We start from the raw sequence: 20,821 nt of genomic DNA, 5'->3' as shown, positions 1-20,821 counted from the left end.
AAAACAGGCGGGCAGGAAACGCGGCGAGCAGCGCGGAAACCTTACATTCGTCCCTTTATCGTAGCTGCTTCGATCGCCGCAACCGTCGGGTTCGTCGCTCTGCCGGACATGGTCCGGGCGCAGGATTTCCAGTTCAATGCGATCTCGGTCGAGGGCAATCAGCGCATCGAGGCCGGAACCATCGCGAGTTATCTTGGCGTGGAGCGCGGAGAGACGGTGTCGGCGGCCGAATTGAACGACGGCTATCAGCGGGTTCTTGCCTCTGGCCTGTTCGAGAGCGTCGAGATCGAACCGCGCGGCAACACGCTGCTTGTGCGGGTTGTCGAATACCCGACCGTGAACCGCATCACCTTCGAAGGCAACGCCCGGATCGACGACGACGCGCTGTCCGCCATCGTGCAGTCGGAATCGCGCCGCGTGTTCAGCCCGTCCACCGCCGAGGCGGATGCCGCCCGCATCACCGAAGCCTATTCGCAGCAGGGCCGGATCGCGGCCCGCGTACAGCCCAAGGTCATCCGCCGGTCCGACAACCGCATCGACCTGGTCTTCGAAGTCTTCGAAGGCGGCGTCTCCGAGGTCGAGCGTATCGGCTTTGCGGGCAACCGGGTGTTCAGCGACCGTCGTCTGCGCCGGGTTCTCGAGACCAAGCAGGCGGGTCTTTTCCGCGCGCTTGTCCAATCCGATACGTTCATCGAAGACCGCATCGATTTCGACCGCCAGGTCCTGCGCGATTTCTACCAGTCGCGCGGCTATGTCGATTTTCGCACCACCGGCGTCAATGCCGAGTTGAGCAACGAGCGGGACGCCTATTTCATCACCTTCAACGTCGAAGAGGGACAGCAATTCTCGTTCGGCGACGTAACGGCAACGTCGGACATGGCCGAGGTGGACCCCGAGATCTTCCAGAACGCCATCCGCCTGCGGTCCGGATCGACATATTCGCCGACCGCGGTGGAAACCGAGATCGCGCGGCTTGAACGGCTGGCGATCCGCGAGGGTCTGAACTTCGTTCGGGTCGAACCGCGTGTGACCCGCAATGACCGCGACCTGACGCTGGACGTGGAATTCCTGCTGACGCGCGGCGAACGGGTGTTTGTCGAACGCATCGACATCGAAGGCAACACGACGACGCTCGACCGGGTGGTGCGCCGTCAGTTCCGGCTGGTCGAGGGCGATCCGTTCAACCCCCGCGAAATCCGTGAAAGCGCGGAACGGGTGCGGGCGCTTGGCTATTTCGGCGATGCGCAGGTCGAAGCCCGCGAAGGCTCCACACCGCAGCAGGTCGTGATCGACGTGGATGTCGAGGAACAGCCCACCGGCTCCCTGAGCTTTGGCGGCTCCTATTCGACAAGCAGCGGCTTCGGCGCGGCAATCACCTTTCGCGAACGCAATTTCCTTGGTCGCGGGCAGCAGCTTGCCCTGGGTGTCACCACCGGGGTCGATTCCTCGAACTACAACTTCAGCTTCACCGAGCCGGCCTTTCTGGGCCGCGATCTGGCGTTCAACTTCAGCGTCAGCTACCTCGAAACGGACAATGCCTCGGCCGAGTATGACACGGCGATCGGGAATTTCTCGACAGGCTTCACCTTTCCGGTCTCCGAGAACGGTCGCCTGAACCTGCGTTACGGCGCGCGCTATTCCGAGATCACGAATCTTGCGCCCGAGGTCGGCTCGATCATCACCGCCGAAGCCGATCAGGGCGAGGTCTGGGACAGTTTCCTGGGGTATCGTTACAGCTTCGACACGCGGCGCACGGGGCTTGATCCGAATGCCGGCGTGCTGCTGGAATTCGGTCAGGATTTCGGCGGCATCGGCGGCGACAGGACCTATGTCGAAACCAACCTGCGGGCGATCGCGCAGACCAGGGTCTACAATGACGAGGTCACATTGCGCGCCACGCTTCAGGCGGGCTCGCTGGATTTCTCGGAAGGCTCGTCGCGCGTGACCGACCGGTTTGCGCTTGGATCGAGCCTGATGCGCGGCTTCGAAGGCGGCGGCATCGGCCCGCGCGAAGTGGCCCCGGGGGGCGTGAACGATCCGCTGGGCGGCAACTACTTTGCCGTGGCCCGCTTCGAGGCGGAATTCCCGTTGCCCTTGCCCGAGGAATATGGCGTGTCGGGGGGTGTCTTCTACGATATCGGCAGCCTCTGGGGGCTTGAGGAGTCAAATCCCGACGTGCTTTACGAGGACTTCACGGCCCGCCAGGTGGTGGGTGTGTCGCTGTTCTGGAACACGCCGATCGGCCCGCTGCGGTTCAACTTCAGCGAGGCGGTCAGCAAGGAAAAGTTCGACGAAGAACAGAATTTCGACCTGACCATCTCCACCCAGTTCTAGATGTCGCGTCTCGTTCGCACAGCGGCAGGGGCGCTCTTCGGAGCGCTTCTGACAATCTGGTCGCCCGCCTTTGCCCAGCAGGATGGCGGCCTGTCGAATGTCGGGGTGGTGCAAAGCCTGATCCTGACGGTCGCGCCGGATGTGCTTTATAGTCAAAGCGATTTCGGGCAGCGCATCGCGCGCGAAATCGAAGAGGAAAGCGCCGCACTGGCCGCCGAGAATCGCCGGATCGAAGCGGAACTGACCGCCGAGGAGCGCGAATTGACGGATTTGCGCGACACGCTCGCGCCCGAGGCGTTTCGCGCCCGCGCCGAGGCGTTCGACGAAAAGGTCCAGCGCCTGCGCCGCGAGCAGGACGAAAAGGCCCGCACCCTTGGACAGCGCAACGACGAAGCGCGCCGTGCGCTTCTGATCGCGGTTCAGCCGGTCCTGCTGCAACTGATGGAGGAAAGCGGCGCGGTTGCGATCCTCGATCGGCGCGCGGTTCTGCTGAGCGCGGATTCCGTCGACATCACCGACCAGGCGGTGCGGCGGGTGAATGCCGAATTCGGCACCGGCGCGGACATCCTGCCGTTGCGCCCCTGAAACCTTGCCCCGACGGGTCGGGGTTGCTAGTCACATCGCACGATATCCAAAAGGACGCCCCATGAGCGACACGCTGCTTCGCGCCGACATCCAACTGATCCAACGCATCCTGCCGCACCGCTACCCGTTCCTTCTGGTGGACCGCGTCGAAGAGATCGACGGCACGCAATCCGCGCTCGGCATCAAGAACGTCACGATGAACGAGCCGCATTTCCAGGGCCATTTCCCCGGCACACCGATCATGCCCGGCGTGACCATCATCGAGGCGATGGCGCAGACCGCGGCAGTGATGGTGGGCACCGCGCTTGATCTCGCGGACAAGGAAATGTTGATCTATTTCATGGCCATCGACAAATGCAAGTTCCGCCGCAAGGTGATCCCGGGCGACCAGCTCCAGATGCGGCTGACCACGCTGCGCGGCAAACCGGGCGGAAAGGTCTGGAAATTCGGCGGCGTGGCGACGGTTGATGGCGACATGGCGGCGGAATGCGAATTTTCGGCCATGATGGACCTGCCCACGTGACAACGCCCCGTATCCACCCCAGCGCCGTGATCGAAAACGGCGCCAAGATCGGCGACGGCTGCATCATCGGCCCGTTCTGCCATGTCGGCCCAGAGGTGACGCTGGCCGAGGATGTCGTGCTCAAAAGCCACGTCGTCGTGACCGGCCAGACCGAGATCGGCACCCGGTCCGAGGTGTTCTCTTTCGCGGTGATCGGCGAAATTCCGCAGGACCTCAAGTTCGGGGGCGAAAAGACCAGCCTGGTCATCGGTGCGCGCAACCGCATCCGCGAACACGTCACGATGAACACCGGCACCAAGGGCGGTGGCGGAGTGACCCGCGTGGGCGACGACAACCTGTTCATGGCGGGCTGCCACGTGGCGCATGACGTGCAGATCGGCAACCGGGTGATCGTGGTCAACAGCGCCGCCCTGGCGGGGCACTGTGTCGTCGAGGATGACGTGATCATCGGCGGCCTGTCCGGCGTGCACCAGTTCGTGCGCATCGGGCGCGGCGCGATCATCGGGGCGGTCACGATGGTGACGAATGACGTGATCCCCTACGGCCTTGTGCAGGCCGACCGCGGACGTCTGGACGGGCTCAACCTTGTCGGGCTCAAGCGCAAGGGTGTCAGCCGCGCCGACATCACCGCGCTGCGCGCCGCGTTCCAGATGCTGGCACAGGGCGAAGGCGCGTTTCAGGACCGCGCCCGACGCCTCAAGGACGAGACCGACAGCGACTATGTGCACCATATCGTCGATTTTATCCTGGGCGACACCGACCGGTCGTTCCTGACGCCGGGCTGAGCGGTGACGCTGGCGCTGATCTGCGGGCAGGGGCGTTTGCCGCGCATCGTGGCCGACGCACAGGAGGCGCGCCCGCTTGTCTGCGTGCTGGCCGGGTTCGAACCCGATGGCCTTGCCGCGGATCTGACCTTTCATCTTGAAACGCTTGGCACGCTGCTTGCGACGCTCAAGTCCCGCGGCGTGACCCGGGTGTGTCTGTGCGGCGCGATCCGACGCCCGCCGATCGACCCGGCGCGGCTTGACGACAAGACGGCGCCGCTTGTGCCGCGCTTGCAGACCGCGCTGACCTCGGGCGATGACGGGGCGCTGCGCATCGTGATGGATCTTTTCGAAGAGGCCGGGCTGCGGGTTGTCCCGGTTGATGATCTCGTGCCGGACCTGCTTCCGGCAGCGGGTGTCCCGACCTTCAAGTCCTACGCCCCGCAGAACAGTGTCGAGGCCGCCCTGGGCGAACGCACCGTCGCGGCCATGGGCGCGCGGGATGCCGGACAGGCGTGCGTGGTGCGCGGCGAGTTGGTTCTGGCCCGCGAAGACGCGGCGGGCACCGATGCCATGCTGACCCGGCTGGCGCGGGACAGGACCACCGGCTCGGGGGATTTCCTGACCAATCCGATCAGCACCGCAAGCGACATGTTCGGCGGCTTGCTGGGCGATGCGACCGACTGGCTCGGCGGCGGCGCGACGCAAAGCGAGGGCGGCATCCTCTTCAAGGGGCCGAAGCCCGGACAGGACCGGCGCGCCGATCTGCCGGTGATCGGCCCCGGCACGCCCGATGCGGTGGCGGCGGCAGGCCTCGGCGGCATCGTGATCGAAGCCGGCGGCGTGATGCTGATCGACCGGACCCGGACCGTCGCGCGCTGCGATGCGTTGGGCCTGTTCCTCTGGGTCCGCGAAAAGGGCGGCGGATGAAGGTCTTCGTCGTGGCAGGGGAAGCCTCGGGCGACAAGCTTGGCGCGGCCCTTATGGCGGGGCTGCGCGCCCAGGTGCCCGATGTGACATTTCACGGGGTCGGCGGCGACAGGATGATCGCCGAAGGGCTGCAGAGCCTGTTTCCGATGGACGAGATCTCGATCATGGGGATCACCGAGATCCTGTCGCAATACCGCCAGCTCAAGGCGCGCATCCGCGAAACGGCCGAGGCGGTGCTGACCGCGAAACCGGACGTGTTGATCACCATCGACCTGCCGGAATTCGGGCTGCGCGTGGCGAAAGAGGTCAAGGCCAGGAGCACCATCAGGACCGTGCATTACGTGGCCCCTACTGTGTGGGCCTGGCGTCCCGGGCGCGCCCGCAAGATGGCCGCGCATATCGACCAGGTGCTGGCGCTTCTGCCGTTCGAGCCGCCCTACATGGAAGCCGCCGGTATGCGCTGCGATTTCGTCGGCCATCCGGTGGTCACCGACCCGGTGGCGACACAAGCCGAGGCAAAGGATTTCCGTCAACGGCACGGGTTCGAGGATGTGCCGATTGCGCTGATCCTGCCCGGATCGCGGCGTAGCGAAGTCACCCGGTTGCTGCCGATCTTCCGCGAGGTGGCGACCCGGCTGCACCACCAGCGACCCGACCTTGCCTTCGTGCTGCCCGCCGCGCCCAATCTGGCGGCGCAAATCCGTGACGCGGTCAGGGACTGGCCGGTGCCGCTTGTGATCGTGAACCCGGCCGAAGACGGCGCGGCAGCAAAGCGCGCGGCCTTCGCAACGGCGGATGTCGCACTTGCGGCGTCGGGCACCGTTTCGCTGGAACTGGCGGCGGCCGGAACCCCGATGGTGATCGCCTATGACATGAACTGGCTGTCGCGACAGGTGATCGGGCGACTTTTGCGGGTCGACACGGTCACGCTGGTGAACCTTGTGTCGGAGACCCGCGTGGTGCCGGAATTCATCGGGGCGGCGTGTCAGCCCGACGCGATCACCGCGACGATGATCGAAACTCTTGATCACCCGACGGCGCAGATCGACGCGATGGCCCTGACGATGGCGCGTCTGGGAAAGGGCGGGGTGCCGCCCGGCGCGCGCGCCGCGCGCGCGGTTCTCGACGGCCTGAACGAAAACGGGGGCCGGACCTCCTGATCCGCCCCCCCGTCACATGCTGTCGGAAGTGGGTTTATTCGCCCTGCTGCTCGAGCGCCGAGATCTCTTCATAGGCGGCGGTGAAGCCAGACAGCGACATCGTCACGGTCACCCGCTGGTCGGGGGCAAGGGCAGGCACGATGGTGACATTGGCGGCGCTGCCGCGACGAAACGCGGTGACGTCTTCGTCGGTGAAGCCGACGCGGGCGTAACATCCGACCTGAGTGCAGAACGAATAGTCATAGCGCTTGGCCTGACCGGAATCGACCCGCACGTTGAGCTTTTCCGTCAGTAGGGTCTCGAGCGGCACCACGAAGGTTCCGCCGGCCACGACCTGACCGCCATTGTTCAGACGAAAGATGCTGACCTCGGCAACGTTGCCGCCGTTCTGATCCTGGAGAAGCTGGTACATCTGGCACGGCTCGGGTTCGCCTTCCTCGACGCGCAGGCACTGCACCGCCCAATCGCCATGGGTCGATTTCACATAGGTGTTGTCGTCCGAGGCCGCGTCGTTCACCGGCTCACCGGTATCCAGCACCGACAGGTCGGCACCGGCTGCCGGCGCCTCGGCGGCTGGCGCCTCTTCGGTCTGTGTGGTCTCTTGCGCGGTGGCAAAGCCCGCCAAGGCAAAGCTTGCCAGGGTGGTCAGAAGAAACAGCGATTTGGTCATGAAGTCCTCTCCGAAACGTCGGGTCATATTTGAGCATGCGTTAACATGCGTGGCGCGGAGTGTCAGTGCTAAACGCAAGGGTTTTACCGCAGGGGCGGCGGAATCTTGCAGATCATCAAGCGGCCGAGCGCGCCGGGCCAGGATGATCCATCACCTTACGCGTGGCAGCGAATGCCCTGAAAAGAAAAGGGAAGATGCGTTTCCGCATCTCCCCGATTTGCTCCCTGTCGGACCGGCCGACTATTATTGCCGTGACGCTACGAAATGAAATCCATACCGTCAACAGGCAAAATTCAATCCTTAAATCACAAAAAAGGCCGCGCCCATCAGCGCGGCCAGTTCAACAGGGAGGAATGCCCGAACCGCATACGGATCGAAAGGGTTCGGGCAAAAAATACACTGGCGGCAAAAGGTTAAGATTGTATGTTCGACACCTGAATGCAGAACCGAGAGGATGCGCATGGAAAACGGTGTCTTTGTTGGCGGCGGCGGTGACGGCTACGGCGTCAAGCAATGGTTGCGACTGGATTACGCCAACCGGCACGGGCTGATCGCCGGCGCGACGGGCACCGGCAAGACCGTGACGTTGCAGATCCTCGCCGAAGGGTTCGCGGCGCAGGGCGTTCCTGTGTTCCTGTCTGATGTCAAAGGCGACCTGTCCGGCCTCGCCAAGCCCGGCAGCGCCGATTTCAAGCTGCACCAGCCATTCACGGACCGCGCGCAGACCATCGGTTTCGACGACTACACCTACCGGGGCTTTCCCGTCACGTTCTGGGATCTCTTCGGCAAGCAGGGCCACCCGGTCCGCACCACGGTGGCCGAGATGGGGCCGCTGCTGATCTCGCGGCTGCTGGAACTGTCCGAGGCGCAGGAAGGCATCCTCAACATCGCCTTCCGGGTCGCCGACGAAGAGGGGCTGCCGCTTCTCGACCTGAAGGACCTGCAATCGATGCTGGTCTGGCTGGGCGAGAACCGGGACAGCGTTTCGCTGCGCTACGGCAATATCGCGGTCCAGTCGGTGGGCGCGATCCAGCGGCGGCTTCTGGTGCTGGAAAACCAGGGTGCGGCGGATTTCTTCGGCGAGCCGGCGCTTGATCTGCGCGACCTCATGCGCACCGATGCCGATGGGCTGGGACAGATCAACATCCTTGCGGCCGACAAGCTGATGGGCGCGCCCCGGCTTTACGCGACCTTCCTGCTGTGGCTCCTCTCGGAACTCTTCGAGGAGCTGCCCGAGGTGGGCGACCCGGACAAACCCGGGCTGGTGTTCTTCTTCGACGAGGCGCATCTGCTGTTCGACGACGCGCCCAAGGCGCTGGTGGACAAGGTGGAACAGGTGGCGCGCCTGATCCGCTCCAAGGGGGTCGGGGTGTATTTCATCACCCAGAACCCCGATGACATTCCCGAGGACATCCTCGGCCAGCTGGGCAACCGGGTGCAGCATGCGCTGCGCGCCTTTACCGCCCGCGACCGCAAGGCGTTGCGGATGGCTGCCGAAACCTACCGCGAGAACCCCGTCTTCGACACCGAACAGGCGATCCGCGAGGTCGGCGTTGGCGAGGCGGTCACCTCCATGCTGGAGCGCAAGGGCATCCCCGGCAGGGTCGAACGCACGCTGATCCGGCCGCCCTCGTCGCAGCTGGGTCCGATCACGCCGGCAGAACGCGGCGGCATCATGGGGGCAAGCGATCTGAGCGAAAAGTACACAAGGACGCTCGACCGCAACTCCGCCTTCGAAATCCTGGCCGAGCGGGCCAGGCAGGCTGCCGAAGAGGCCCAGAAGGCGGAACAGCAGGAAACCGACCTCGATGCGGCGATGCGCGAATACACTGCTGGGCGCCGCTACACTGGCACACGCGTCGGGCGTTCGACCTCGCAACCCGCCCGCCGGAGCCGCACTACCGACAGCATCGGCGGCGCGATCGCACAGGTCGTGGTGAAGGAGCTCAAGGGCACGACCGGCCGCCGGATCGTACGCGGCATCCTCGGAGGCCTGTTCCGGGGACGCTGAGCACTGGTTCTTTTGCCATGCGCGGGCTAAGTGAGTGGCTCGAGACAGAACGAAAGCCGATCAATCCATGCCAGCCGATACCAGAACCGACGCAGATATCGCAGCGGACGAGCGCCGCTCGGGTCTGAGGACCATCCGCAAGGTCGGCCCGTATCTGTGGCCTGACAACATGCCCTGGGTCAAACGCCGCGTGGTGATTGCGATTGTCTGTCTGATCGCGGCAAAGCTGGTCAACGTGATGGCGCCGCTGCTCTTCGGTCGCGCGGTGGACGCGCTGAGCGGCGAACTGCCCGACCTGTTGCTGGGCGGGGTAGGCCTGACGCTGGCCTATGGCGTGGCACGGCTGATGAACGTGGGGTTCCAGCAATTGCGCGACGGCGTCTTTGCCAAGGTCGGGCAGAGGGCGCTGCGGATGCTGGCGCTCGAGACCTTCTCGCACATCCACCAGCTGTCGCTGCGCTATCACATCACCCGCAAGACCGGCGGTCTCAGCCGCATCATCGAGCGCGGTGTGAAGGGCGTCGACTTCCTCTTGCGGTTCATGCTGTTCAGCGTCGGGCCGCTGATCCTCGAACTGCTGCTGGTGATGGGATTTTTGTGGTTCCTGCTGGATGCCTGGTACATGATCATCGTGATGATCACGATCGTCATCTACGTCTGGTTCACTTTCAAGGTCACCGAATGGCGCGTCCGCCTGCGCCGCGAGATGAACGAACAGGACACCGATGCCAACCAGAAGGCCATCGACAGCCTGCTGAACTTCGAAACCGTCAAGTATTTCGGCGCGGAATCCCGCGAGGCTGCGCGCTATGACAGTTCCATGCGCGCCTATGAAGGCGCCGCGATCAAGACCGCGACCTCGCTGGCGATGCTGAACTTCGGCCAGAGCCTGATCATCACCGCGGGTCTGATCACCGTCATGGTGATGGCGGCGCTCGGCGTCCAGAACGGCACGCTCACCACGGGCGATTTCGTCATGGTCAACGCCTACATGATCCAGATCACCATGCCGCTCAACTTTCTTGGCACGGTCTACCGCGAGATCCGCCAGAGCCTTGTCGACATGGGGGAAATGTTCGACCTGCTCGAACAGCCGCAGGAAGTGTCCGACAAGCCCGGCGCTCCCGATCTCCAGGTCGCGCGCGGCGTTGTCCGGTTCGAGGATGTCAGGTTCGGCTACGATCCGGCGCGGCCGATCCTCAAGGGTGTCACGCTCGAGGTGGGGGCGGGGCAGAACGTGGCGCTTGTCGGTCCGTCGGGGTCGGGCAAATCCACCATCGGGCGGCTGCTGTTCCGGTTCTACGACGTCAGCGGCGGGTCCGTCCGCATCGACGGTCAGGACGTGCGGGACGTGACCCAGGACAGCCTGCATGACGCCATCGGCGTGGTGCCGCAGGACACGGTGCTGTTCAACGATTCCATCCGCTACAACATCGCCTATGGCCGCGCCGACGCCACCCAGGACGAGGTCATCGCCGCCGCGCGCGCCGCCCAGATCCACGATTTCATCAGCACTCTGCCCGAAGGCTATGACACGATGGTCGGTGAACGCGGGCTCAAGCTGTCGGGCGGTGAAAAGCAGCGGGTGGGCATTGCCCGCACGCTGCTCAAGAACCCGCCGATCCTCATTCTGGACGAAGCGACGTCGGCGCTTGATTCCGAGACCGAGTCCTCGATCCAGGGGGCGCTCAAGCTGGCAAGCGAAGGCCGCACCGTCATCACCATCGCGCACCGCCTGTCGACCATCGCCGATGCCGACCGGATCGTGGTGCTGGAAAACGGGCGGGTGATGGAAGAGGGCACCCATGACGACCTGCTTGCCCGCCAGGGGCGCTACGCCGCGCTGTGGAACCGGCAGATGCAGGACGAGGAAGCGGCCTGAGGGGAGGGCGAATGCCTTTCGAAAGGCATTGGCGACGCCGTTTCGAAACGGCGTGAAAAGCGCGTTCGAACGCGCTTGACCCAAGCTGCTTCGAAGCAGCTTACTCCGCGGCCTGCACCGGCGGTTCGCTGTCATCCGACCGTCTGCGGCGCAATACGGTCTTGAGATCCTCCAACCGGGGCGCGCCCGATGCGCCGTCCTCGTACTCGGTTCCGGACAGGCCGTCATCCTCCCACAGGATTGTCGGAGACGTCACCTTCCGCGCCGCGCGCTGGAGCGCCCAGTCCCGGCCTGCGCGGCTGGCCCGACCACCGCCGAGGCGGGCCAGCAGGCGGAAAACCCACAGCGCGTAGGTCGTGAACCACACCCGCAGGGCAAGCATGGATGGCGTGAAGACCAGCGTCAGAACCGTGGCGATGCCCAGCCCGAACACCACGGCGGTGGCCAGTTGCTTCCACCACAGCGCGGTCGGGCTGTTGACCGAATAGCCGCCGCCGAAGAAATCCAGGCTGAGGCCGAACATCATCGGCGCAAGCCCCGCCATCGTGGTGATCGTGGTCAGCAGAACCGGTCGAATGCGGTCCTCGGCGGTGCGTACGATGGCCTCGATCCGCGGCATGTAGCGCGCGTATTCCTGGTAGGTGTCGATCAGGACAATGTTGTTGTTCACCACGATCCCCGCCAGGGCCACGATGCCGGTGCCGGTCATGATGATGCTGAAGGTCTGATCCATCACCAGCATGCCGATCAACACCCCCGTCGTCGACAGAACCACAGCCAGAAGCACCAGCACGGCGTTGTAGACGCTGTTGAACTGCGCCAGCAGGATGATGAACATCAGTCCCAGCGCGGCGCCAAAGGCCTTGCCCAGGAACGCCTGGCTTTCGGCCTGCTCTTCCTGGTCGCCGGTCCATTCCCAATCGACGCCGGGCAGCGGGTTGGTCTGAAGCCATGTGGTCAGTTCGGCAATCCGTTCATTGGCGTTCACCGGCACGATACGGGCCCCGTCCTCGAGCGCCGCCGTCACCTCTGCGGCGGTTGCGGCGCCCGAGGCAAACAGCGCATGGCGGGTGCCGTTCGGTGCGGTGATCTCGCCATCCGCGCGCTCCCGCAGCGTCACCAGGGTCGTGGGCCCGCCCGGGCCGTCGACCATCACCTTGGACAGCCCCGGCAGCACATCGGCCTTGACGTCGAAATGCCTCTTCTGGTCGACGCGGTTGATCTCGGCCAGCTTGGCCACCGGCTTGCGGGTGATGAAGTTCGACAGCGGCACCAGCCCGTCGGCGGTCCGCACCCGCAGCGTGTCGAGCGTCGACAGGAACCGGTCCTCCTCGGGCAGGCGGACGCGGATCTCGATCTCTTCGTCCGAGCTGTCCACGCGCATCGTGTCGAGCAGGATGCCGCGGGTGACCAGCTGCACCATCGCGCCCACAACCGCCACGTTGGCACCGTAACGCCCGGCCTTCTCGACGTCGACGTCGATCTGCCAGTCGATGCCGGGCAGGGGCAGGGTGTCCTCGATCAGGGTCAGGCCCGGCGTCGCCTCGAATGTCTCGCGCGCGGTTGCGGTCGCGGCCAGCAGCGTGTCCCAGTCGTCGGACTTGAGCCGCAGATGCACCGGCTTGCCGCTGGCCGGCCCGCGGTTCTGCGACAGGATCTCGATCTCGACGCCGGGGATGGTCTGCAACTGCTCGGTCAGTTCGGCGAGAACCAGATCGCCGTCCAGATCGGGACGGTCGGCGCGGTCTTCCCAAGGGATCGTTTCAAGCTGCACCTGACCGATCGTGTCCTTGGGCACTGCCGCGCCGCTGGCATCGGTGTTGAGCCCGCCATCTCCGGCAAAGGAAAACGCGTTCTTGACGCCGGGATGGGCCAGCACGATCCTTTCGGCCCGCGTGACCAGCGCGTCTTTCTCCTCGAGGCTGAGGTTGCCGCGCGCCCTGACATAGACAATCGCCTGCTCGGGTTCGGATTCGACAAAGAACTCGACGCCGTTGTTGTTCTCGCCGAAATAGGTGAACACGCTGAACACGAAGGCCAGCACACCCGCCGCCGCGACAATCGGCATGATCGGGTTGCCGGCGATCAGCTTGATGAACATGCCGAACAGGGTGCGGCGGCGATGGCCCTCGACGCGGGTACGCTTCCAGCTGATCGACGCCGCGTCCAGCACGATGGACGCGAGGATCGACCCGATCAGGAACAGCACGATCCCCGGCACATGCGCCGCGGCCCCGTCCGCGATCGGCGGGAACAGGAACCCCGGATCAAGCAGCAGCAGCGCGCCGATCAGCAGCAGGCCCAACACGAGCGGCACAAGGGCGGCGCGTACCAGCCAGGAGGTCCGCGCCCGCAATCCCTGCGAGGCCCGGTCGAGCATCCGGGAAAACCGCCCCGTGACACCGCCCATCACCGGCAGATAGACCAGCGCGACCACAAGCGAGGCCGACAACACGAAGATCAGCGTCACGGGGAGCATCCCCATGAATTCACCCGGAACCCCCGGCCAGAACAGCATCGGCAGGAAGGCGCAGAGCGTTGTCGCTGTCGAACTCACCACTGGCCAGAACATCCGCTTGGCCGCCTCGACATAGGCGTGCATCGGGCCGGTGCCCTCCTTGATGCGCTTGTCGGCATATTCGACCACCACGATGGCGCCGTCGACCAGCATCCCCACGGCAAGGATCAGACCGAACATCACGATGTTGGAGATGCTGACCCCCATGATCGACAGGAACACGAAGCACAGCAGGAACGAGGTCGGGATGGCAAACCCAACCAGCAGAGCCGCGCGCAGGCCGAGCGCCGCCAGAACCACGATCATCACAAGCGCGATGGCTGTCAGGACCGATCCTTCCAGCTGCCGGACCATGCTGTCCACGATGCGGGACTGGTCGTTCGACGTGCCCACCGTGACAGCCGCCTGCAACTCGGGCGGCCAGAGCGCCTCGGCCGCGGCCACCTCGGCCTTGACCGCATCGGCGGTGTCGATCAGGTTGAAGCCCTTGCGCTTGACCACCTGCAAGGCCAGCGTCTTTTCCCCGTTGAACCGTGCGGTGCCCTGGCGGTCCTCGAAGGTCAGGTTGATCGTCGCCAGATCGCCCAAAGTGACCACGCGGTCGCCATTCACCTTGACCGGCAGGTCGTAGACATCGCGCTGATCGTCAAAGCTGGACGGGATCTTGACCGCGAAACTGCCCTGATCGCTACGCAGCTCACCGGCCGCGATCAGCTGGTTGTTGTTCTGCACGACGCTGATCAATTCGCTGGCCGTCACGTTGTAGCTTTCCAGCTTCAACGGGTCGATCACCACCTCGAGCATCTCGTCCCGGTTGCCGGCGATCCCGGCTTCCAGCACGGAATCCAGCGTTTCCAGACGGTCCTGCAAATCCTTGGCGACGCGGGCCATGGTGCGTTCGGGCACCGGGCCGGTGAGGTTCACGATGACGATGGGAAATTCGGAAAAGTTGATCTCGTTGATCGAGTATTGCTCGGCGCCGGTCGGAAACTTCGACTGCGCCTTGTTCATCGCGTCGCGCACATCGGCCATGACCTGCGACTTGTCCCAGCCGAACTCGAACTCGAGCGCCACACCGGCATAGCCTTCGGCGGCGGTGCCGGACATGGTCTTCAGCCCGTCCAGATCGGCCAGCTCGGTCTCCATCGGCTTGACCAGAAGCGTTTCGCTGTCGGCAGCCGAAATGCCCGGAAACACGGTCGACACGAAAAGGGCAGGGATCTCGATATCCGGCTCACCCTCTTTCGGCAGACCGGTATAGGCAAAGGTGCCGATGGCCAGCGACAAGGCGATGAAGGCCAGCACCATGCGGGCGCGCTCGGCGGCCCAGTCGACGATCCCGGTCATTGGATGACCTCTTCAAAGCTGGGCGCGACGGTCACGCCATCGGTGACGAATTCCTGTCCAACGGTAATGACGTCCACCTGGTCGGGCAGGCCGGTCACCAAGACGCCCTCCGCGGTGTCGCGCAGGACCGAGACCGGCATGAAGACGGCCTGCGACTGATCGTCGATGGTCCGCACACCCAGCGTGCCTTCGTCGTTCAGCGTCAGGGAAGACGCCGCCAGAAGATGCGCCATCACGCCTTGCGACTGTATGAGGATTTCGGCGGTCTGGCCGTCGCGGATGGCAAAATCGGGGTTCGGCACCGTCAGTTCGACCCGAAAGGTCCGTGTCGTCGGATCGGCCGATCTTGACAGGAAGGTCACACGCGCCTGCACATCCGGGCCCTCGTTGAGCCGTGCCCCGGCCATCGCGCCGACCTCGACGCGGTTGACATCGTTTTCCGGAACAAAGCCGACCACCTTGATCGGATCAAGCTGGATCACCGTCGCGCACAGCCCGCCGGGTTGCAGCAGGCTGCCCAGCTCGGCCGTGTCGGTTTCCAGAACGCCGGAAAACGGCGCGCTGATCTCGAGCCGGTCAATTTCGGTCTGCGCGCGGTTCACCGCGGCTTCGGCGCTTTCTATGTTGGCCTGAAGACTGTCCATCCCGGCTTCGGCGGCCTTCACGCCGGCTTCGGCTGTGGTGATTGCGGCCTGGGCGCTTTGTACGGCGGCTTCGGTATTGGCGACGCGGGTCTGGCTGGCGAAGCCGCCCTCGCTCAGCCGTTCGGCGGCGGTTGCATTGATGCGCGCTTCTTCCAGCCGCGCCTTGGCCTCGGCCAGCCGGGCCTGTGCCTCGGGAATGCGGGATTCGACCTCGGGTCTGCGGGCCCGCGCCTCGGCCAGTCGGGCCTGCGCTTCGGCAAGGTTGGACTGACGGGTGCCGGGATCGACCGAACACAGCAACTGGCCCTCCTGCACGAAGGCCCCCTTGCGCAGGGGCGGCGACGCGATCTTGCCGCTGACTTCCGCCACCACCGACACCTGGCGCGCCGCCTCGGTTTCGCCGCGCAGCCGCACCTGGGTACCGACCTCTTCGGCAACCGACCGCTTAGCCAGGACCCGGACCACCCCGTCCTCGACCGTCTGGGGAAGTTCTTCGGCGGCGGGTGCCTCCGCGTCGACGGTCTCGACCACCTCTTCAGCAGGCTCACGCGGGCTCAGCTCGTCGATCAGCGCGAAAAGACGATCCCGCTCGATCACCAGTCCGAAAAGAATTGCCGCCACCAATACTGCGGTAATCAGGGGAACTATACGCATCAGACGCACCTTGTGCCTGTAATTTCTACCTTGGGATGACAGTGTCGATCCGGATAAGGCGTCCGTAATCCATCTTGTCAATCAACAAAAGAACTACGGTGAACTAATCGGTTCAGAATAAAGATGTCGCCGCATTTTTTCAAGCTGAACCGATCGGTTCAGTGTCGATGAAGGGGCTTTTGCGACCCGCGGTGCACAAGAATTGTACCTGACAGACACTCTTGAGGCACACTGGCAGGGCCGAAGACCGTGAAAAGCCCCGCTTGGCACCCGCGCGTCGGCGCGTTATGAGGGGCGAAATTCACGCGCGGTCCACTGGACAGGCACGCGACATGAGGGAGCCCCACGGGTGAGCGAGACAGACAGCTTTATCGACGAAGTCACCGAAGAGGTACGTCGCGACCGGCTTTTCCGGCTGATGCGCCGCTATGGCTGGATCGCCGTTGTGCTTGTCCTGCTGCTGGTGGGCGGGACCGCCTACCGCGAATACACGCGCTCTGTCGAAGCCGCCCGCGCGCAGGCCTTCGGGGACGCGATCATCGCAGCGCTTGAAAATGACGACGCCTCTGACCGTGTCGCGGCGCTTGACGACATCGCGGCACCCACGGACGAAGCCAACGCGGTTCTCGACATGCTGATCGCGGCCGAACAGGGCGTGGCGGGCGAGGGCGAAGCGGCCTCGGAACGGCTCAGCCAGACTGCGACGAACGGCGACCTGCCCGAGATCTACCGACAGATCGCCAGCTTCAAGGCATTGACCCGTCCCGAAACGCCGCTGAGCGTCGAGGAACGCCGCGTCGCCTTCGAGGCGATGGCGACCCCCGGCGCGCCTCTGCGGCTTCTGGCCGAGGAACAACTGGCGCTGCTCGACATCGAGACCGGCGACACCGATGCGGCACTGTCGCGCCTGAATGCCATTTTGGGCGATGCGGAACTGACTGCAGGCTTGCGCCGACGCGCGTCTCAGTTGATTGTGGCGCTGGGAGGCGAGATAGAGGCGTCCTGATCGAAAGGGCCATCGCGCTCCGACACGACAAAAAGACGAGGGCAGGGCAGTGCAAGCAAAATTTCTGGTGGCAAGCATCGTGGCAACAGGCGTCCTGGCCGGCTGTGCAGAGCGCGAAGTGATCCTGCCGGGCGACCGTCTTGGCGTCCGCGAGGTGCTTGAGCAAACCCAACCCGGTGAAGCCGAAGCCCTGGGCAATATTTCGGCGCCTGCCGATCTGCCCGCAAGCTCTGCCAATGCTGCCTGGCCGCAAAGCCATGTGAGCCCGTCGGCGCGGACGTCCAATGCCGCCCTGTCAGCCAACCTGACGCCGATCTGGTCGACGTCGATCGGGCAGGGCGACAAGCGTCGCGCGCGGATCATCACCGACCCGGTGGTGGCGGATGGCCGTGTCTTTACCATCGACAGCGCCGGCCGCGTCAGCGCCACGTCCACAAGCGGCGAGGCGCTCTGGTCCTACAGCCTGGTGCCGCTGCGCGATGACGCGTCCCAGGCGCTGGCCGGGGGATTGGCTCATGACGACGGCCGCCTGTACGTGACCTCCGGTTTCGGCACGCTGTCGGCGGTCGATGCCGCCACGGGGCAGGAAATCTGGACCCAGCGCCTGCAAGACACGGCGACCGGCGCGCCGACCGTGTTCGGCGATCTGGTCTATGTCGTGGCGGGGGACAGCACCGCCTGGGCGATCGAGGCCGAGGATGGCCGCGTGCGCTGGCAATCCGACGGCCTGGGCGATACCGCCAATGTCGCCGGGGCTGCACCGCCAGCGGTCAACGACACCCATGTCGTGTTCTCGTTCGGCAGCGGGGCGGTGCAGGGCGCGTTCCGCCAGGGCGGTTTGCGGGTGTGGAGCGCCGATATCGTCGGCACCCGTCGCGGCTTTGCCATTGCGCTGGTGGACGATATCACCGGCTATCCGGTCATCGACGGCAACACCGTCTACGCGGGCAACCATTCGGGCCGTGTCGTGGCGCTCAACATCAATTCCGGCGAACGGCTCTGGACCGCGCAACACGGCGCGCTCGATCCGGTCTGGCCCGCGGGCAACTCGGTCTACCTGGTGTCTGACCTGAACGAACTGATCCGCCTGAACGCCGAGGACGGCACGCGGATCTGGGCCGTCGACCTGCCGGGCTATGAGCCGGTGCGCCGGCCGCAGCGGCGCCGCGACTCGGCCTATGTCAACCATGGCCCCATCCTGGCGGGCGGGCGTCTGATCGTGGCCTCTTCGGACGGGTTCCTGCGGTCCTTCGACCCGACCACGGGCGACCTGATCGGCCAGACCGAGATTCGCGGCGGGGCGACAACCCGGCCCGTGGTGGCGAATGGCACGCTTTACGTCGTGTCCACCAACGGTGTGCTGCACGCCTATCGCTGACCCCTTTCGCAGGCGCGGGAAATAGGCTAGGCGAGCGGCTTGAATTCAACCGAAGCCCAATTCGGAGCCTTGCGCGCCCATGTCTTTCACCCTCGCCATCGTCGGCCGTCCAAATGTCGGCAAATCGACCCTGTTCAACCGACTGGTCGGCAAACGGCTGGCCCTGGTCGATGACCAACCCGGCGTCACCCGTGACCTGCGCGAAGGCGCGGCCCGGTTGGGCGATCTGCGCTTCACGGTGATCGACACCGCCGGTCTGGAAGAGGCGACCGACGAAAGCCTGCCGGGCCGGATGCGCAAACTGACAGAACGCGCTGTGGACATGGCCGATATCTGCCTGTTCCTGATCGACGCGCGTGTGGGTGTGACCCCCGCCGACGAAGTGCTGGCCGAGATTTTGCGCAAACGCGCCGCCCATGTCATCCTTGGCGCCAACAAGGCCGAAGGCAACGCCGCCGAAGCGGGCGTGCTGGAAGCCTATGCGCTGGGGCTTGGCGAACCGCTGCGCATCTCTGCCGAACATGGCGAAGGCATGCCGGACCTCTACGCGATGCTGCAACCGCTGGCCGACGGGTTCGAGGAACGCGCAGAGGCCGATGCCCCCGAAGTCGAGGTGGATGTTGGCGAAGACGATCCCGACGCGCCCCGCGCCATCACCAAGTCGAAACCGCTTCAGATCGCCGTGGTGGGCCGCCCGAACGCGGGCAAGTCCACGCTGATCAACAAGATCCTCGGCGAAGACCGACTTCTGACCGGACCCGAGGCGGGAATCACCCGCGACGCCATTTCCGTCCAGACCGAATGGGACGGCACCCATATGCGCATCTTCGACACGGCGGGCATGCGCAAGAAGGCCAAGGTGCAGGAAAAGCTGGAAAAGCTGTCGGTCTCCGATGGTCTGCGCGCGGTGAAATTCGCCGAAGTGGTGGTGGTCCTGCTGGACGCCGCGATCCCGTTCGAAAGCCAGGATCTGCGCATCGCCGATCTGGCCGAACGCGAGGGACGCGCGGTGGTCATCGCCGTCAACAAATGGGACGCGGAGAACGAAAAGCAGGAAAAGCTTCGCGAGCTGAAAGACGAGTTTGAACGCCTCCTGCCGCAGCTGCGCGGTGCGCCGCTTGTAACCGTATCCGCCAAGACCGGACGCGGGCTGGACCGCTTGCAGGCCGCCATCGTCAAGGCGCATGATGTCTGGAACCGCCGTGTCACCACGGCCCAACTCAATCGCTGGCTCGGGGGCATGGTCGAACAGCACCCGCCCCCCGCGCCGCAGGGCAAGCGGATCAAGCTGCGCTACATGACCCAGGCGAAAACCCGTCCGCCGGGCTTTGTCGTCATGTGCTCGCATCCCGACAAGATGCCCGAAAGCTACAAGCGCTACCTGGTCAACGGGTTGCGCGAAGATTTTGACATGCCGGGCACTCCGATCCGATTGACGCTGCGCGGGCAGGGGGACAAGAACCCGTACAAGGGTCGCCGTGAACGGAACGCCGGCGCGTTGAAAAAGCACCTGGGAAAGAACCGGGGCTAGTTGTCTGTATCGTCGGCTTTGTGGTCTTGGGCGAAACCGCCTTCACGGTAGTGGTGTGACGGAGTCCAGCCGGATTTGGCAGGATCGCCACCTTTGTTTTCGCCTCTGCAGTCATGTCACCGGAACGGACCAAGGCCGGCGGCGTTGGGTGCGTGACTGCAACGAAAGGAAACTCCGATGAGCGAAGACGAAAACAAGGGCAAGGCCAAGGACATCAAGGGATCGGTCAAGGAGACCCTGGGCAAGATCACCGGCGACAAGGACACCGAGCGCAGCGGCCAGGCCGACCAGGCCGAGGGCAAGGCGCAAAAGGGCGTGGGCAAGGCAAGGGACGCTCTGAAAAGGAACGAATGAGATGCTCAAGTTTCTCGGCAGCGCCGTCGGCATCATCTTCCTGATCGGCCTTTTGGTGGTCATCGGATTGTTGGCGCTGATTTTCTGAGGATCGCGGTGGCTGCCGAAGTTTTTTTCGGCAGCCTTCAGGCCAAGCCTGTGCGAGAGGCGTGCGAGCCGCCGCGCAGGAGCACGAGGCCAGCCGCGACGAACCAGGCGATGGCGCCGAGGCCGAAGACCGCTCCCGCGATCTCTCCCAGCGGTGGCAGGATGGTCGCGAGCCCGGCGAATCCGCTAAATGCGCCGATCCCGGTCGTGACGCGACCGAGAATACCGCTCGCGCGCGCGGCGAGGCTGACGGCCAAGAGCCATGCGCCGCCTGCAATCTCGTTGCCGCCGCCAAGGCCCAGTTCTACCGCGTGCAGCGTCTGCCAGAGGGACGCCGCAGCCAGCGGATCGGCGGCAAGCGCATGGGTCCGTTCCACGGCGACATTGGCAATCATGCCCGCGCCGAGGACAAGCGTGGCCCAGATCAGGCCGATCGCGCCGGT

15 protein-coding genes and 1 pseudogene are annotated in these 20,821 nt (G+C 64.8%); 12 read left to right on the top strand and 4 right to left on the bottom strand.

From position 1 onward, the window contains the following. Positions 1-108 precede the first annotated feature (108 nt). From bamA to lpxB, 6 genes are all read left to right on the top strand, one after another. Positions 109-2,334 carry an outer membrane protein assembly factor BamA gene (gene bamA / locus LCF60_RS16755; protein ID WP_292293336.1) on the top strand — a complete coding sequence of 742 codons (2,226 nt, stop codon included), beginning with the start codon at positions 109-111 and terminating at the stop codon, positions 2,332-2,334. Then, positions 2,335-2,919, top strand: coding sequence for an OmpH family outer membrane protein (locus LCF60_RS16750; RefSeq protein WP_292293304.1), 585 nt, complete (start codon positions 2,335-2,337; stop codon positions 2,917-2,919). Positions 2,920-2,980: 61 nt separating this feature from the next. Continuing rightward, a complete protein-coding gene (fabZ, locus tag LCF60_RS16745) occupies positions 2,981-3,442 on the top strand; it encodes a 3-hydroxyacyl-ACP dehydratase FabZ (RefSeq protein WP_292293303.1) in 462 nt (153 codons plus the stop codon). Next, positions 3,406-4,227, top strand: a complete 822-nt coding sequence (lpxA, locus tag LCF60_RS16740) for an acyl-ACP--UDP-N-acetylglucosamine O-acyltransferase (protein ID WP_292293302.1) — start codon at positions 3,406-3,408, stop codon at positions 4,225-4,227. The genes fabZ and lpxA overlap by 37 nt, the downstream gene beginning before the upstream one ends. A 3-nt stretch (positions 4,228-4,230) precedes the next feature. Beyond that, positions 4,231-5,136: a UDP-2,3-diacylglucosamine diphosphatase LpxI gene (gene lpxI / locus LCF60_RS16735; protein WP_292293301.1), complete on the top strand. Its 906-nt coding sequence runs from the start codon at positions 4,231-4,233 to the stop codon at positions 5,134-5,136. Next, positions 5,133-6,296 (top strand): lipid-A-disaccharide synthase, encoded by a 1,164-nt coding sequence (gene lpxB / locus LCF60_RS16730; RefSeq protein WP_292293299.1) that lies wholly within the window; start codon positions 5,133-5,135, stop codon positions 6,294-6,296. Before lpxI ends, lpxB begins: the two co-directional genes overlap by 4 nt. A gap of 34 nt (positions 6,297-6,330) precedes the next feature. Here lpxB and LCF60_RS16725 read toward each other — a convergent pair whose 3' ends face one another. Beyond that, on the bottom strand, positions 6,331-6,966 hold the full coding sequence (locus LCF60_RS16725) for an invasion associated locus B family protein (protein WP_292288638.1): 636 nt from the start codon (positions 6,964-6,966) through the stop codon (positions 6,331-6,333). 460 nt (positions 6,967-7,426) lie between these two features. Here LCF60_RS16725 and LCF60_RS16720 point away from each other — a divergent pair, with 460 nt between their 5' ends. Both LCF60_RS16720 and LCF60_RS16715 read left to right on the top strand, forming a co-directional pair. Continuing rightward, positions 7,427-8,977 (top strand): helicase HerA-like domain-containing protein, encoded by a 1,551-nt coding sequence (locus LCF60_RS16720; protein WP_292293298.1) that lies wholly within the window; start codon positions 7,427-7,429, stop codon positions 8,975-8,977. Between the two features lie 67 nt (positions 8,978-9,044). After that, on the top strand, positions 9,045-10,859 hold the full coding sequence (locus LCF60_RS16715; RefSeq protein WP_292293296.1) for an ABC transporter ATP-binding protein/permease: 1,815 nt from the start codon (positions 9,045-9,047) through the stop codon (positions 10,857-10,859). A 100-nt stretch (positions 10,860-10,959) separates the two neighbouring features. Here LCF60_RS16715 and LCF60_RS16710 read toward each other — a convergent pair whose 3' ends face one another. Continuing rightward, positions 10,960-14,724: an efflux RND transporter permease subunit gene (locus LCF60_RS16710; RefSeq protein WP_292293294.1), complete on the bottom strand. Its 3,765-nt coding sequence runs from the start codon at positions 14,722-14,724 to the stop codon at positions 10,960-10,962. Further along, positions 14,721-16,022: an efflux RND transporter periplasmic adaptor subunit gene (locus tag LCF60_RS16705; RefSeq protein WP_292293292.1), complete on the bottom strand. Its 1,302-nt coding sequence runs from the start codon at positions 16,020-16,022 to the stop codon at positions 14,721-14,723. Before LCF60_RS16705 ends, LCF60_RS16710 begins: the two co-directional genes overlap by 4 nt. Before the next feature lie 349 nt (positions 16,023-16,371). Here LCF60_RS16705 and LCF60_RS16700 point away from each other — a divergent pair, with 349 nt between their 5' ends. From LCF60_RS16700 to LCF60_RS16685, 4 genes are all read left to right on the top strand, one after another. Continuing rightward, positions 16,372-17,028, top strand: a complete 657-nt coding sequence (locus tag LCF60_RS16700; protein ID WP_292293290.1) for a hypothetical protein — start codon at positions 16,372-16,374, stop codon at positions 17,026-17,028. Between the two features lie 49 nt (positions 17,029-17,077). Continuing rightward, positions 17,078-18,406, top strand: a complete 1,329-nt coding sequence (locus LCF60_RS16695) for a PQQ-binding-like beta-propeller repeat protein (RefSeq protein WP_292293289.1) — start codon at positions 17,078-17,080, stop codon at positions 18,404-18,406. 79 nt (positions 18,407-18,485) lie between these two features. Continuing rightward, on the top strand, positions 18,486-19,937 hold the full coding sequence (gene der, locus LCF60_RS16690) for a ribosome biogenesis GTPase Der (protein WP_292293287.1): 1,452 nt from the start codon (positions 18,486-18,488) through the stop codon (positions 19,935-19,937). Between the two features lie 177 nt (positions 19,938-20,114). After that, the gene (locus tag LCF60_RS16685; RefSeq protein WP_292293286.1) at positions 20,115-20,291 is read left to right on the top strand and encodes a CsbD family protein; all 177 of its coding nucleotides are present in this window, start codon (positions 20,115-20,117) and stop codon (positions 20,289-20,291) included. A 125-nt stretch (positions 20,292-20,416) separates the two neighbouring features. On the opposite strand, the pseudogene LCF60_RS16680 reads toward LCF60_RS16685, so the two are convergent. Beyond that, positions 20,417-20,821, bottom strand: a pseudogene (locus LCF60_RS16680) (hypothetical protein); the annotation flags it as partial.

The sequence above is a fragment of the Marivita sp. genome, from assembly GCF_020055635.1.
Taxonomy (GTDB): domain Bacteria; phylum Pseudomonadota; class Alphaproteobacteria; order Rhodobacterales; family Rhodobacteraceae; genus Marivita.
Note: the sequence above shows the minus strand (reverse complement) of the source record. Positions and strands in the feature narration are given on the sequence as shown.